Annotated in this window: 14 protein-coding genes; 6 read left to right on the forward strand and 8 right to left on the reverse strand. The window is 70.3% G+C overall.

Annotated elements, in window-relative coordinates:
• Both KUM44_RS37055 and KUM44_RS37060 read left to right on the forward strand, forming a co-directional pair.
• Nucleotides 1-828 (forward strand): recombinase family protein (locus KUM44_RS37055; protein WP_254390669.1); only part of this gene is annotated, 828 nt, incomplete at its 5' end.
• A gap of 108 nt (nt 829-936) precedes the next feature.
• Nucleotides 937-1,083 carry a hypothetical protein gene (locus KUM44_RS37060; protein ID WP_254390670.1) on the forward strand — a complete coding sequence of 49 codons (147 nt, stop codon included), beginning with the start codon at nt 937-939 and terminating at the stop codon, nt 1,081-1,083.
• Nucleotides 1,084-1,582: 499 nt separating this feature from the next.
• On the opposite strand, the gene KUM44_RS37070 is transcribed toward KUM44_RS37060, so the two are convergent.
• Nucleotides 1,583-2,761 carry an acyl-CoA dehydrogenase family protein gene (locus tag KUM44_RS37070; RefSeq protein ID WP_217214165.1) on the reverse strand — a complete coding sequence of 393 codons (1,179 nt, stop codon included), beginning with the start codon at nt 2,759-2,761 and terminating at the stop codon, nt 1,583-1,585.
• 134 nt (nt 2,762-2,895) lie between these two features.
• Nucleotides 2,896-3,279, reverse strand: a complete 384-nt coding sequence (locus KUM44_RS37075) for a ferredoxin (RefSeq protein WP_217214166.1) — start codon at nt 3,277-3,279, stop codon at nt 2,896-2,898.
• A gap of 71 nt (nt 3,280-3,350) precedes the next feature.
• Here KUM44_RS37075 and KUM44_RS37080 point away from each other — a divergent pair, with 71 nt between their 5' ends.
• The 3 genes from KUM44_RS37080 (at nt 3,351) to KUM44_RS37090 (ending at nt 5,669) form a co-directional block, all read left to right on the forward strand.
• On the forward strand, nt 3,351-3,707 hold the full coding sequence (locus KUM44_RS37080; RefSeq protein WP_217214167.1) for a DUF6479 family protein: 357 nt from the start codon (nt 3,351-3,353) through the stop codon (nt 3,705-3,707).
• Nucleotides 3,708-3,771: 64 nt separating this feature from the next.
• Nucleotides 3,772-4,122: a hypothetical protein gene (locus tag KUM44_RS37085; protein WP_217214168.1), complete on the forward strand. Its 351-nt coding sequence runs from the start codon at nt 3,772-3,774 to the stop codon at nt 4,120-4,122.
• 41 nt (nt 4,123-4,163) lie between these two features.
• Nucleotides 4,164-5,669 carry a ubiquinol-cytochrome c reductase cytochrome b subunit gene (locus tag KUM44_RS37090; RefSeq protein ID WP_217214169.1) on the forward strand — a complete coding sequence of 502 codons (1,506 nt, stop codon included), beginning with the start codon at nt 4,164-4,166 and terminating at the stop codon, nt 5,667-5,669.
• On the opposite strand, the gene KUM44_RS37095 is transcribed toward KUM44_RS37090, so the two are convergent.
• The 3 genes from KUM44_RS37095 to KUM44_RS46270 form a co-directional block, all read right to left on the reverse strand.
• On the reverse strand, nt 5,621-6,055 hold the full coding sequence (locus KUM44_RS37095) for a cytochrome c oxidase subunit 4 (RefSeq protein ID WP_217214170.1): 435 nt from the start codon (nt 6,053-6,055) through the stop codon (nt 5,621-5,623). The genes KUM44_RS37090 and KUM44_RS37095 overlap by 49 nt on opposite strands.
• Nucleotides 6,052-7,722, reverse strand: a complete 1,671-nt coding sequence (ctaD, locus tag KUM44_RS37100) for a cytochrome c oxidase subunit I (protein WP_217214171.1) — start codon at nt 7,720-7,722, stop codon at nt 6,052-6,054. Before ctaD ends, KUM44_RS37095 begins: the two co-directional genes overlap by 4 nt.
• A gap of 231 nt (nt 7,723-7,953) precedes the next feature.
• Nucleotides 7,954-8,148, reverse strand: a complete 195-nt coding sequence (locus tag KUM44_RS46270) for a hypothetical protein (RefSeq protein ID WP_254390672.1) — start codon at nt 8,146-8,148, stop codon at nt 7,954-7,956.
• Between KUM44_RS46270 and ppk2 the strand changes: the two genes are divergently transcribed.
• Complete coding sequence (ppk2, locus tag KUM44_RS37110; RefSeq protein WP_217214172.1) at nt 8,147-8,950, forward strand: polyphosphate kinase 2; 804 nt, start codon at nt 8,147-8,149, stop codon at nt 8,948-8,950. The two genes, KUM44_RS46270 and ppk2, sit on opposite strands and share 2 nt — an antisense overlap.
• 27 nt (nt 8,951-8,977) lie before the next feature.
• On the opposite strand, the gene KUM44_RS37115 is transcribed toward ppk2, so the two are convergent.
• From KUM44_RS37115 to KUM44_RS37125, 3 genes are all read right to left on the reverse strand, one after another.
• Nucleotides 8,978-9,859 (reverse strand): universal stress protein, encoded by an 882-nt coding sequence (locus KUM44_RS37115; RefSeq protein ID WP_217214173.1) that lies wholly within the window; start codon nt 9,857-9,859, stop codon nt 8,978-8,980.
• Nucleotides 9,860-10,115: 256 nt separating this feature from the next.
• Complete coding sequence (locus KUM44_RS37120) at nt 10,116-12,512, reverse strand: glycosyl hydrolase family 65 protein (protein WP_308402814.1); 2,397 nt, start codon at nt 12,510-12,512, stop codon at nt 10,116-10,118.
• Nucleotides 12,509-13,291, reverse strand: a complete 783-nt coding sequence (locus KUM44_RS37125; protein ID WP_217214201.1) for an HAD family phosphatase — start codon at nt 13,289-13,291, stop codon at nt 12,509-12,511. Before KUM44_RS37125 ends, KUM44_RS37120 begins: the two co-directional genes overlap by 4 nt.
• Between the last annotated feature and the right edge of the window lie 47 nt (nt 13,292-13,338).

A 13,338-nucleotide genomic window follows, 5' to 3' on the forward strand; every position in this document is an offset into this window, starting at 1 on the left:
CGCCCTGCTACTGCACGGCCTGGCCGGACCCACGCCGAGCACCAGCTGACCGGCCGACATGAAGCAGCGGCACCCGACGTGAGAACTCCCGGGCGGGCTGAGAAGTGTCGGCAAACGAACGTCGCCGACACTCACTCCCGTGATCACGAACCCGCAGGTGGGCAGTGTCGGCAACTCGCGCCGGAAATCAACGTCGAAGAACGGTCCTTCGGGCAGTTTCCGACAATGCTCATCGGCTACTGCCGCACCTCGACGGCCGACCAGAACCCCGATCATCAGATTGACGCACTTCTCCGCCACGGCGTGGGCCGCGGCAACATCCATGTCGACGTCGCCAGCGGTGCGAAGGCGTCGCGCCCGAAGCTCGACCTCGTCATGCAGCTGCTGCGCGAGGGCGACACTCTGAAGGTCACCCGGCTTGACCGGCTCTCCCGCTCCGTGCTCCACCGGGTGACCCTCGGCACGGAGCTGCGCGAGCGCAGCATCGGGCTGCACGTCATCGAACAGGGCATCGACACCGCCACCATGGAGGGCCGCGCGATGTTCGGGATGTTGTCCGTGCTCGCCGAACTCCAGCGCGAACTGATCGTGGCGAACACGAACGACGGGCTCGCCTCCGCGCGCGCCCGCGGGCGGGTCGGCGGACGCCGGCCGAAGCTCACCGAGGACCAAGCCGCGCTCGCCCAACGGCTCTACGACGAGCGGGAAAAGACCGTCCAGCAGATCGCCGATATGTTCGGCGTGCCCCGGTCGACGGTGTACGGGCACCTCGACCGAGAGAAGACCGTGCCCCGTCAGCCGAAGAAGACAGCCGCCGCGAAGCCTTGAAAGATACGAGCGGGTTACTTGCTCCCTGGTGTCTGAGCTAGGACTCCGGGGCCTACTCCATGGGTTACTGCGGCCACGGCGTCCAGATAGCCACCTACATGGCGCGCCATGGCCGAGGTCATGGACGGCCACCCGGAGGCCAACCCCGTGCGCGGCTTCGGCTTCCCCAAGGTTCCGGTGCCGTTCTACAACGGCACCGCCTGGTTCCTGCCCTTCGCCGGGGCGTACTACAAGGCCAAGGGCCGGCTGCGCTGACCCTCAGCAAGAGGCATTCGTCAAGTTGCGTCAGCCTGTCCGACAAGCTCGGCGTGACACCCGACGAGCTCGTGCACGTCTCCGCAAGCCCGATGTACGACCATCGCTCCGCCGCCATCATGGGCGTCAAGGACAAGGTCTAGGTCGACCGCGGCTTCGAGCACGACGAACACTGGCTCGACTACAAGCGGATCACCGACATCGCCGACCTGCCGGTCCTCTTCGACCTGCCCCGCCCCTGACGCCCAGCCAGGCATGGTGCAGTTCGAGGCCACAACTGTTGCGGGCCGCCCCTACGCAACCCTCGCAGCCACGGCACGAGCGGAAACCGGCGCGCAGATGAGCCTCGCCCGGCAGCAACCACCGGTCACCACCGACAGCGGCATGAACCTCGGAATCCCGTGCCTCCGGGACCGATCGAACGGGGCCGGAGCCACCTGCATCCTGGTGCCGGCTACCCCTCTTCTGTGCCGACTAAGAATCCTCGTCGCAACGCAGGCTATCGCCGCACCCTCGGCATCCCCAGACCGATCCACGAGATGATCTCCCGCTGGATCTCGTTGTTGCCGCCGCCGAAGGTGAAGATGACGGCCGAGCGGTAGCCGCGCTCCAGCTCGCCGTGCAGCACCGCGCCCGCCGAGCCCTCCTTCAGCGCCCCTGGTGCGGCGACGATCTCCATCAGCCAGGCGTATGCGTCGCGGCGCGCCTCGGAGCCGTAGACCTTCACGGCGGAGGCGTCCTGCGGGGTGAGCGTGCCCTCCTGCACGGCGCTCACCATCTTCCAGTTCAGGAGCTTGAGGGCGTCGAGCTTGGTGTGGGTCTGGGCCAGGCGGCGGCGTACCCAGGGGAGGTCGATGACCCGGCGGCCGTCGGCGAGCTTGGTCTCCATGGCCCAGCGCTGGACGTCGTGCAGGGCACGGATGGCCATCGTGCCGTGCGCGGCGAGGGTGACGCGCTCGTGGTTGAGCTGGTTGGTGATCAGGCGCCAGCCCTGGTTCTCGGCGCCGACTCGGCGGGAAACGGGGACGCGGACGTTCTCGTAGTAGCTGGCCGTGGTGTCGTGCGAGGCGAGGGTGTTGATGAGGGTGCAGGAGTAGCCGGGGTCGGTGGTCGGGACGAGGAGCATGGTGATGCCCTTGTGCGGCGGGGCCTCGGGGTCGGTGCGGGTGGCCAGCCAGACCCAGTCGGCCGTGTCGCCGTTGGTCGTCCAGATCTTCTGCCCGTTGACGACGTACTCGTCGCCGTCCCGCACCGCGCGCGTCCTGAGCGAGGCCAGGTCCGTGCCGGCGTCGGGCTCGCTGTAGCCGATCGCGAAGTCGATCTCGCCGGAGAGGATCTTCGGCAGGAAGTGGGCCTTCTGCTCGTCCGTGCCGTACTGCATGATCGTCGGACCGACGGTGTTGAGCGCCATCAGGGGCAGCGGTACGCCCGCCTGGGCGGCCTCGTCGAAGAAGATGAACTGCTCGATCGCGGTCAGGCCCCGGCCGCCGTACTCCTCGGGCCAGCCCACGCCGAGCCAGCCGTCCGCGCCGAGCCGCCGGATGACGGTTCGGTAGTAGCGCTTCTGGGCGGCCGGGTCGGTGAACCGGGTGCCGGCGAGGTCCGGCACCAACTCGGCGAAGTAGTCGCACAGTTCGCTGCGCAGCCGTTGCTGCTCGGGCGTGTATTCGAGATGCACGGCGCCTCCAGGCTCCCCAAGGCCGGTCCTGACGGCGCACACCGTAGAACGTGTTCCAGAAATTGGGAATGGCGAGGAGCGGGCCGGTACCGCCGCGACCCGATACGAGCGCTCACGCGATCTGGTGCGCGCTCTCAGTCGAGCGTGGCCATGAAGTCCGTGCAGGCCCGTGCGCAGTCGCGGCAGGCCTGCGCCGCCTCTTCGGCGCCCGGGTGCTTGTCGAAGACGTGGGCGCACTCCAGGCAGACCGTGCAGGTCCACTCCAGCTGCATACGGAGCGCGCTCTCGGCGTTCTCGTCCATGGGGCCCTGCTCCGACAGCACACGGCAGGTCGCGTCGCACACCTCCGCGCACAGGATGCCCTTGCGGCGCACCAGTTCCTGTTCCTCGGCGCCGTCCGGCTCCACGAAACTGGCCCGCAGGGCACAGGCGCGGGCGCACTCGGTGCAGGCCTGCGCACAGGCGAAACGGTCCTCCAGGAACTGGACGAGTTCTTGCTGGGACGTTGTCGATGTCACACAGGGCGGGTAGCCGGAGGCGGGCCCACCAAACCCCGTGTTCATGAGAGGTCCAGGGGTACTCGCGGGCCATGGACACCACTTGGATGGACATCGCCGCAGCACACGGCGCGCTGGCCGTCGGGCTGCTCGTCGTTGGTGTGGTCGTCGTCGCGCTGCTGATCGGCGCCTTCGTCCTGGGCGTCCGCGTCAGGCGCCGGGAACCGCGTCCGCCGCGCCCCGACGAGCAGCCCAGGCTGCCCGCCGAGGGCCCGGTCCGCGAGGTCCGGGAGAACAGGGAGCCGGCCGAGGTATCGAAGAGCGAGAACCGGCTCACTGCGCACGACCTGCCCGGCCACGGCAACATCCCGTCCCGGCCCAGCCCGTCGCAGGAACGCCCCCGCTGGACCGAGGGCGGCAGCGGATCGTTCGGCAGCGGCGGTACGTGACGCCGTCGGCCCTGTCCGAGGCGTCCCCGCGCGTCGCACCAGTCGTACCGAGGAAGTGAGAACCATGGCCGACCACGCCCGTGACAACCTGCCGCTGCCCGACTACGACCATCTGCCGATCGGTGGGCTGGAGAGCCGCGTACGGTCGCTGACCTCCGAGGATGTCGAGGATCTGCTGGCGTACGAGCGGTCGCACGCCGACCGGCTGCCGGTGACCGAACTGCTCGCCACCCGTCTGGAGCAGCTCCACGGCGGCGCCGAGCCGACGTCCGGTGACCCGGGCGCCCTGCGGCCCGAGAGCGGCGGCCGCCACGCGGGCTCGGCGGTGTCGCCCGCGACGTCGTCGCCGCCGTTCAGCCCGCCGCCGCACGGCACCCCCGATCAGCGGGGGAAGCCGAAGGGTGATCGTTCGTAACGGTCCGTTTCCGGTCGCGGGCGCGAGGGCACTCGTGATCCGTGCTGTGGAGGAGGAGCAGGGCCCGTGCCGCCGCGCGGGCCCGCCGTGCGACCGAACGCGCCGCGGACCACATCGACGAGCGGCTTCCGCTGTACGAGAGCGGGGGGCTCCTGCGCAAGGCGTTCCCCGACCACTGGTCGTTCCTGCTGGGCGAGATCGCCCTCTACAGCTTCGTCGTCCTGTTGCTGACCGGCATCTGGCTGACCCTCTTCTTCCACCCGTCGATGACGGAGGTCGTCTACCACGGCTCGTACCGTCCGCTGAACGGTGTGCGCATGTCGGAGGCGTACGAGTCGACGCTGGACATCAGCTTCGACGTACGCGGCGGTCTGCTGATCCGGCAACTGCACCACTGGGCGGCGCTGGTCTTCCTCGCCGCGATCGGGCTGCATTTGTTGCGGATCTTCTTCACCGGCGCGTTCCGCCGGCCCCGCGAGGTCAACTGGCTGATCGGTGTGACCCTGTTCCTGCTGGCGCTGGCGGAGGGCTTCGCCGGCTACTCGCTGCCGGACGACCTGCTGTCGGGCACCGGCCTGAGGATCGCGCAGGGCATCATGCTGTCGATCCCGCTGGTGGGGACGTATGTGAGCTTCTTCGCGTTCGGCGGCGAGTTCCCGGGCGAGGAGCTGATCCCACGGCTGTACGCGCTGCACATCCTGCTGATCCCCGGGCTGTTGCTCGCGCTCATCTCCGTGCACCTGATCCTGGTCTTCTACCTGAAGCACACCCACTGGGCGGGCCGGGGGCGCACCAACCGCAACGCGGTGGGCAAGCCCATGGTTCCGCACTTCACAGCGTCGTCAGGCGGCCTGACCTTCATGGTCTTCGGTGTGCTGACGCTGCTGTCGGGGGTCGCTCAGATCAACCCGATCTGGGCGTACGGCCCCTACCGCGCGGACGTCGTCTCGACGGGCTCACAACCGGACTGGTACGTCGGCTTCCTGGAGGGCTCGCTGCGTCTGGTACCGCCCTGGGAGACCTCGGTGGCCGGACACACGGTCATGTGGAACGTACTGCTGCCGGCGGTCGTCCTGCCGGGGCTCCTGTTCGCGGTGCTCTATGCCTATCCGTTCGCCGAACGGTGGGCGACCAGGGACACGGCGGAGCACCATCTGTGCGACCGGCCGCGCGACAGGCCCGTGCGGACCGGGCTCGGTGTCGCGGCGCTCAGCTGTTACGGCGTCCTGCTGGCGGCCGGCGGCAACGACGTCATCGCCGACACCTTCAGTATCTCGGTGAACGCGCTGACCTGGGTGTTCCGCATCGCCTTCGTGCTGCTGCCGCCGCTCGCGTTCATGGTGACCACACGGGTGTGTGTGGCGCTGCGGGAGGCGGACCAGAGGCGGCTGGCGGAGGGTGAGGAGACCGGCGAGGTGCGGCAGACCATCGCGGGCGGCTATGTCGAGAGCCATGAGCCGCTCGACGAGGAGCAGCGGTATGTGCTGCGCAGCTACGGCTATCGCGTCGAGGAACCGGAGTCCTCGGCGGACGGGTTGGAGCGCTGACCGTCCCGGTCCGCGTACTGGAAGACCATCCCGAACACACCGTGCCCGAGCACCCCGAGACCCAGCAGGAACAGCCACAGGCCGTAGACCACGCCGAGCGCGGCCAGGACGGAGCCCAGGGCGGTCGTGATCGGCCAGGGGCTGTGCGGCGGGAAGAAGGCCAGCGGGCCGGCGGTGTCGATGACCTCGGCGTCGGTGCGGTCCTGGGCCCGCGGGCCTCGCCTGCGGTACTGCATGTGCAGGAAGAACGCGACGAGGGCGGCCATCAGGAACGCGACGACCAGGACGGCGGTGCCGGCCGGCTCCTTGGACCGCCAGCCGTAGCCGACGGCGGTGACGAGGAAGAACCCCGCCACGCCCATGAACAGACGGGACTCGGTCTTCACTGCACATGCCTTTGGTCGAGGCGGGCGAGGTCGGGATGGTGCAGGTCGAACGCCGGGGACTCGGAGCGGATCCGGGGCAGCGCCGTGAAGTTGTGGCGCGGGGGCGGGCAGGTGGTGGCCCATTCGAGGGAGCGGCCGTATCCCCAGGGGTCGTTGCGGGTGGCCGGCGTGCCGTGGTGGGTGGTGCGCCAGACGTTGTAGAGGAACGGCAGGGTGGACAGGCCGAGCAGGAACGCGCCGATGGAGCTGATGGTGTTCAGCAGTGTGAAGCCGTCCGTGGCGAGGTAGTCGGCGTAGCGGCGGGGCATGCCCTGTTCGCCGAGCCAGTGCTGGACCAGGAAGGTCGTCTGGAAGCCGACGAAGAGGGTCCAGAAGTGGATCCGGCCGAGGCGTTCGTCGAGCATCCTGCCGGTGAGCTTCGGCCACCAGAAGTAGAAGCCGCCGAACATCGCGAAGACGACCGTACCGAACAGCACGTAGTGCAGATGGGCGACGATGAAGTACGAGTCGGTGAGGTGGAAGTCCAGCGGCGGGGAGGCGATGAGGACGCCGCTCATGCCGCCCAGCAGGAACGTCACCAGGAAGCCGCACGCCCACAGCATGGGGGTCTCGAACGACAGGGAGCCCTTGATCATCGTGCCGATCCAGTTGAAGAACTTCACCCCGGTCGGCACCGCGATGAGGAACGACATCAGGGAGAAGAACGGCAGCAACACGGCACCGGTCGCGAACATGTGGTGGGCCCACACCACTGCGGACAACATGGTGATGGCGATGGTGGCGCCGATGAGGCTGACGTAGCCGAAGACCGGTTTGCGGCTGAAGACGGGGATGATCTCGGAGATGATGCCGAAGAACGGCAGCGCGACGATGTAGACCTCGGGGTGGCCGAAGAACCAGAACAGGTGCTGCCACAGCAGTGCCCCGCCGCTCGCCGCGTCGTAGATGTGCGCCCCGAACCTGCGGTCCGCCTCCAGGGCGAACAGGGCGGCGGTGAGCACGGGGAACGCGGGCAGGATCAGGATCGACGTGAACAGCACGTTCCAGGTGAAGATCGGCATCCGGAACATCGTCATGCCGGGGGCGCGCAGGCACAGGATGGTGGTGATGAAGTTGACCGCGCCGAGCGTGGTGGACACGCCGGTCACCACCAGGCCCATGGTCCACAGGTCACCGCCGGAGCCGGGGCTGCGGACCGCGCTGTTGAGCGGGGCGTAGGCGAACCAGCCGAAGCTCGCCGCTCCCCCGGGCACGAGGAAGCCGCCGACCACCATCAGGCCGCCGAAGAGGTAGAGCCAGTACGACAGGGCGTTCAGCCGTGGGAACGCCACGTCCGGGGAGCCGATCTGAAGCGGCATGATCGCGTTGGCGAACCCGGCGAACAGCGGGGTCGCGAACAGCAGCATCATGATCGTGCCGTGCACGGTGAACAGCTGGTTGTACTGGTCGTTGCTGAACAACTGGAGCCCGGGGCGCGCGAGTTCGGCCCGCATCAGCAGCGCGAGAACGCCGCCGAGGAGGAAGAAGCCGAAGCTGGTCGTCAGATAGAGGTTGCCGATCACCTTGTGGTCGGTCGTCGTCGCCCACCGCAGCAACGCCCGGCCGATGCGCCCGCGCGGCCGGGACGGGGTCTCACGCGCCGGGTCGGTCCTGCTGTGCACCGCCATGGGCCGCTGGGTACCCGGGCGGCGCGGGCGCCAGTCCTGCGGCCCCCGGCATTCACCCATGCGCCTCACACGCCGTCGGGGCCGCTCCCCCGGCCGCAGCTGAACCTCCGGGCGAGGTCGCGGTGGTGTTGCGCGACCTGCCTCGCCCGGGCCCCGGTGATGACGGCGCCCGGCATGCCGCCCAGCCGTTCGATCTCCCCGGCAAGGCGGAGGTGCTCCGCGCGGGCGTGCTCACGGCAGGCCAGGCAGGTGACACTCCCGGGCCGCGAGGAGGCCAGCGTGCGGAACCCGTAGCCCACAGCCGGTGGCGGCCGTCTCCGGCAGATCACCGACCAGCCCGAAGGTACCGGCGTACGGGGTGCGCGGCTCGTCGGCGGTCAGTACGGTGCTGTTCTGGTGTTCGAGTTCGGCTGTGGGAGGCCGCATGGCCGGCGACAAGGCGGAGAAGCTGCCGCGCAAGACGTATGAGAAGGAACTGCTGCGCCTACAGACGGAGTTGGCGAAACTTCAGGAGTGGGTGCGGACGGAGGGCGCCCGGCTGGTCGTGATCTTCGAAGGGCGGGACGCGGCGGGCAAGGGCGGCACCATCAAACGGGTCACCGAACATCTCAACCCGCGGATCGCACGGATCACGGCGTTGCCGACGCCGACCGAACGTGAGCGCACCCAGTGGTACTTCCAGCGGTACATCCAGCATCTGCCCGCCGCCGGGGAGATCGTGCTGTTCGACCGCAGCTGGTACAACCGGGCCGGTGTCGAGCACGTCATGGGCTTCTGCACGCAGGAGGAGTACCAGCGCTTCCTGCGTCAGTGCCCGCTCTTCGAGCGGATGCTGGTGGAGGACGGGATCCTGCTGCGCAAGTACTGGTTCTCGGTGAGCGACGAGGAGCAGCAGGACCGGTTCCGGCGCCGTCTGGAGGACCCCCTGCGCCGCTGGAAGCTCTCCCCCATGGACCTGGAGTCGATCACCCGCTGGGAGGTGTACTCCCGGGCCAAGGACGAGATGATGGTCCACACCGACATCGCCGAGGCGCCCTGGTACGTCGTCGAGAGCGACGACAAGCGCCGGGCGCGGGTGAACATGATCGCCCATCTGCTGGACTCGGTGCCGTACCAGGACGTCCTCCCGCCCGTGCTGGACCTGCCCGAACGGCCGGAGTCGACGGGCTATCAGCGACCGCCGCGCGACCTTCAGAACTACGTCCCGGACCACGCGGCGAACCTCTGAGCCGGACCCGCCTCCCGCTCGGCCCGTTCACTCCTGCCCGGACCGCACGACGGCGACCGGGCAGTACGCGTGGTGGAGCAGGGCCTGGCTGACCGAGCCCAGCAGCATCCCGGCGAATCCGCCTCGCCCGCGCGCCCCGACCACGACCAGTGCGGCGCCGGCGCTGGCCTCGATCAGGGTGTGCCGGACCCTGCCACGCACCAGCCTGCGGTCCACGGCGACGTCGGGATACCGTTCGCGCAGCCCGCCCAGCGCCTCGGCGAGCACGCGTTCCTCCTCGTGGTGCAGCCGCTCCTCGTCGTACGTCACGAAGGGCGGGTCGGCCGGGCTGTCGTAGGCGCGCTCGGTCCGGGTGCTCCAGGCGTGCAGCGCCACCAGGTCCGTGCCGTGCAGGGAGGCCCGGGAGAAGGCGAACTCGACGGCTCCGCGGGCCGCGGGTGAGCCGTCGACGGCCAGGAGGACGGGCCCGGCCGGGTTCGGCCGGCCTCGCACCACCAACACCGGGCAGGCGGCATGCGCGGCCAGATGACCCGCGGTGGAGCCGAGCAGCAGGGCACCGAACCGGCTCAGGCCGCGGCTGCCGACCACGACCAGACTCGCCGTGCGCGACTCGATCTCCAGTACCGTCACCGGTTCGCCGACGACGATCTCGCGCATGACGTCGATGCCCGGCGCAGTCTCGTGGGCGCGCCGCTCGGCCTTGGCGAGCGTGCCGTCGATCAGCTCGCGCACCCCGGCACCGCTCGGCTCCCACGGCCGGCCACCGGGCGGAATGTGTGCGGCCGGCCACCCGAAGGCATGCACCAGCCGCAGCCCCACCCCGTGCAGCCCGGCCTCACGCGCCGCGACCTGCACAGCCTCCAGACTCGACGCCGAACCGTCCACCCCGACGACTATCGGGCCATTCATCACACTCCCCTTTCCCGGCGGCGCCCACGAACGCCGTGCCACCTTCCGGGCGGACCCGCAGAGGCCACCCAGCCCATCCCGGACGGACCCACGGATGCCACCCGCCCCTTCCCGGGCGCGTCCACGAGCGGCGGCCGAAGGCCCGTGCGCTCGCGTGCCGGGGCCGCCTGGCTCTCCACGACGGCCCCTGGCCGGCCGGCGGCCGTTGCACCTTCCAGCCTCGCCCCGCCGACGGCATTCCGCACCGGCCCGGCCGTCAGTCGTGGAGGACCAGACGGCCTGTCTGGCCCGGTTCCAGCGACAGACCGCGGCCAGGGAGGCGTACGTCGATGGGGGAGGCGTCGGAGGACGGGACCTCGATCTCCAGCAGGCCGCGTTCCAGGCGCAGCCGTACGCCCCAGTGGCCCTGGTAGCGCAGGGGGAAGCCGTAGGAGGACAGCTCGGGCAGGGGCACAGGGTCCAGCCACAGGGCGCCGCCCCGGGTCTCCAGGCCGGTCAGGCCGCGCTGGACGAGGTCGAGAGTGCCGGCCATGGCGCCCAGGTGGATGCCTTCGCCGGTGGTGCCGCCCTGTACGTCGGCGATGTCGCCCTGGAGGGCCTCCTGGCAGAACTTCCACGCCTCGCTGCGTCGGCACCGGGCCAGCACCCAGCCGTGGACCAGGCCGCTGAGGGTGGACCCGTGACTGGTGCGGTGCATGTAGTACTCGACGGTGCGCCGCCAGGTGTCCTCGTCCAGCCGCACCCCCAACCGGTGGAACAGGCCCCCCAGTTCGGCCGGGGCGAAGAGGTAGCCGAGCATCAGGACGTCGGCCTGCTTGGACGCCTTGTAGCGGTTGACGGTGTCGCCCTCCGCCTCCAGGATCCGGTCCAGCCGCCGGATGTCGCCGTACCGGCCGCGGTAGCCGTTCCAGTCGAGCTCGGCGAGGTCGCCGTAGCCCGCGAACTGGCTGATGACGTCGTCGTGGAAGGGGACGTGGAGCGTGCGCGACACGTCCTCCCACAGTTCGAGCTCGCCCCCGTCGAGGCCGGTGCGCTCGGCGAGTTCGCGGCGGCGGGGCTCGGGCAGGGTGTCGAGCAGTTCCAGGGCGCGGGCGAGCACCCAGGCCGCGGTGACGTTGGTGTACGCGTTGTCGTCCAGCCCGGGCGCCGCCGCGTCCGGGTACGCCTCGTGGTACTCGTCCGGCCCCACCACGCCCTTGATGCGATACCGGCCCAGGCTTCCGTCGTGGACGGCCTTGTCGGCCCAGAAGCGGGCGATCTGCAACAACATCTCGGCGCCCTTGGTGTGCAGGAACTCCATGTCGCCGCTCGCCTCGCAGTACTGCCACACGTTGTACGCGATCGCCGAGCCGACGTGGTGCTGGAGCCGGGAGTGGTCGGGCAGCCAGCGCCCCGAGCGCGGGTTCAGATGGAGCTGTTGGGTCTCCTCGCGTCCGTCGCTGCCGCTCTGCCAGGGGTACATCGCGCCCCGGCGGCCCGCCGCCCGGGCCGAGGTGCAGGCCTGTTCGAGGCGTCGGTGGCGGTGGCGGAGCAGGGCTCGGGAGACCTCCGGGAAGTGCAGGTTGATGAACGGCAGGACGAACAGCTCGTCCCAGAAGACATGGCCGCGGTAGGCCTCGCCGTGCAGACCCCGGGCCGGTACGCCGACGTCCAGGTCTGCGGTGTGCGGGGAGAGGGTCTGCAAGACGTGGAAGAGGTGCAGCCGCAGGATGCGGCCCGACTCGCCGGGCACCTCGAGTGCGGCGCGTCGCCAGAGCTGGTCCCATGCCGTGAGATGCGACGCGACCAGCGCGTCGAAGCCGGGGGCCCGGCCCACCCGGTCGACGGCGGCGTGCAGCGGGTCGCTGATGGCCGGGTCGCGGGAGGTGTGCAGGGCCACGGTCTTGTCGACGGTGACGGTCCGGCCGGGGGCCAGGTCGACCGTCAACTTCTGGACGGCGTACGGCCGTTCATGACGCACCACGACGGGCACGTCGGCTGTCAGCCGGGAGGCGATGCCGATCCGGATGTCGGAGGTACGGGTGCGGCAGCGCAGCCAGACGGTGTCCGGGGCGGCGGTGCCGGTGTGGACGTGGGTCAGATGGCGGCCGTCGAGGTCCCGGTAGCGCGCCACGCCGGAGTTGGTGACACCACCGTCCAGGGCCGCCTCCACCTCGAGCGGGCCGGAGAGTCCCTCGGTGGTGAACTCGGTGCGCAGGGCCGCGAGATGGGGATCGGCCATGTGCACCATCCGATGCTGACGCACGGTCAGTACGCGGTCCCCGCCCAGGTCGTACCGCGACCGGCGCTCCAGCAGACCTGCGGCCAGATGCAGCATCTGCCGGTGATCGAGGACGTGCGCGGTGTCGGGCGTGATCCAGTCCCCGTCGGGGAGGCGGAACCGTAGGGGCAGCCAGTTCGGGACATTGACCATGTCCTCGTTCTCCACACGGCGGCCGGCCACCTGGGAAGTGAGCCGGTTGTAGATGCCGGCCACATACGTCCCCGGGTAGTGGATGTCGTCGGCGGCGCACTCGGGCAGCGCACCCCGGGTGGCGAAGTAGCCGTTGCCGAGCGTGCACAGCGACTCCCGGAGGCGTTCGTCGGCGGGCTTGTAGCCCTCGTACTCCCAGCTCCAGCCCGTATCTTCGGCCGCCAGGCTCCGGTCCGTCACGTCGGCGCTCCTCCCACGCAGAGTTCTCCGAGGTCGTGTACGACGATGTCGGCGCCGTGCCGCAGCAGCCGCGCCCCGGTGTCCGCGCCGGCGGCCCGGTCCACGCCGACCACCAGGGCGAACCCGCCGCGCCGCCCCGCCTCCACCCCTGCCAGGGCGTCCTCGACCACGGCGGCCCGGTCGGCGGGGACACCGAGCCGGCGGGTCGCCTCCAGGAAGAGGTCGGGCTCGGGCTTGCCCGCGAGGCCCAGCCGGGCCGACTCGACGCCGTCCACGAGGGCGTCGAACAGGTCGAGCACCCCGGCCCGGCTCAGCAGCTCACCGGCGTGCCGGGACGCGGACGCCGCCGCACGGGGCACTCCCGCCGCGCGCAGGGCCTTCACCAGCCGTACGGTCCCCGGGTAGGCGTCGACGCCGTGCTCGCGCAGCCGCTGCGTGAAGAGGCGCTCCTTGACCTCGGCGACGGACCGCACCGTCTCGGCCGACGCCTCGATGCCTCGGGCAGCGAGGAAGGCCGCAGCTCCGTCGAGGCGGGACTTGCCGTCCACGTGGCGCAGATAGTCGTCCCGCACGTCGAAGGGGCGGCGCCGGTCGGGGTCCTCGGGCGGGTGGGCGCGCAGGAAGCCGTCGAAGGCCACCTTCCAGGCGGCGGCGTGCACCTTGGCCGAGTCGGTGATCACTCCGTCGGTGTCGAAGACGACGGCACGCACATCACGCAGGACGGGGGCGAGTACGCCCTCGGACCGGTCGGGCGTCCCGGGCGTGCCGGGCGGACGCATGGTCACGCTCGCCGCGGCGGGACGGCACTGGGCCAGTACGCGCGGCA

The sequence above is a fragment of the Streptomyces sp. AC550_RSS872 genome (assembly GCF_019049285.1).
Lineage (GTDB): Bacteria > Actinomycetota > Actinomycetes > Streptomycetales > Streptomycetaceae > Streptomyces.

What these genes read in the sequence shown, in the direction of transcription:
- KUM44_RS37060 (WP_254390670.1), top strand. Translation starts at nt 937, where the DNA reads ATGGCCGAGGTCATGGACGGCCACCCGGAGGCCAACCCCGTGCGCGGC.
- KUM44_RS37080 (WP_217214167.1), top strand. Translation starts at nt 3,351, where the DNA reads ATGGACACCACTTGGATGGACATCGCCGCAGCACACGGCGCGCTGGCC.
- KUM44_RS37085 (WP_217214168.1), top strand. Translation starts at nt 3,772, where the DNA reads ATGGCCGACCACGCCCGTGACAACCTGCCGCTGCCCGACTACGACCAT.
- ctaD (WP_217214171.1), bottom strand. Translation starts at nt 7,722, where the DNA reads ATGGCGGTGCACAGCAGGACCGACCCGGCGCGTGAGACCCCGTCCCGG.
- ppk2 (WP_217214172.1), top strand. Translation starts at nt 8,147, where the DNA reads ATGGCCGGCGACAAGGCGGAGAAGCTGCCGCGCAAGACGTATGAGAAG.
- KUM44_RS46270 (WP_254390672.1), bottom strand. Translation starts at nt 8,148, where the DNA reads ATGCGGCCTCCCACAGCCGAACTCGAACACCAGAACAGCACCGTACTG.
- KUM44_RS37115 (WP_217214173.1), bottom strand. Translation starts at nt 9,859, where the DNA reads ATGAATGGCCCGATAGTCGTCGGGGTGGACGGTTCGGCGTCGAGTCTG.
- KUM44_RS37125 (WP_217214201.1), bottom strand. Translation starts at nt 13,291, where the DNA reads ATGCGTCCGCCCGGCACGCCCGGGACGCCCGACCGGTCCGAGGGCGTA.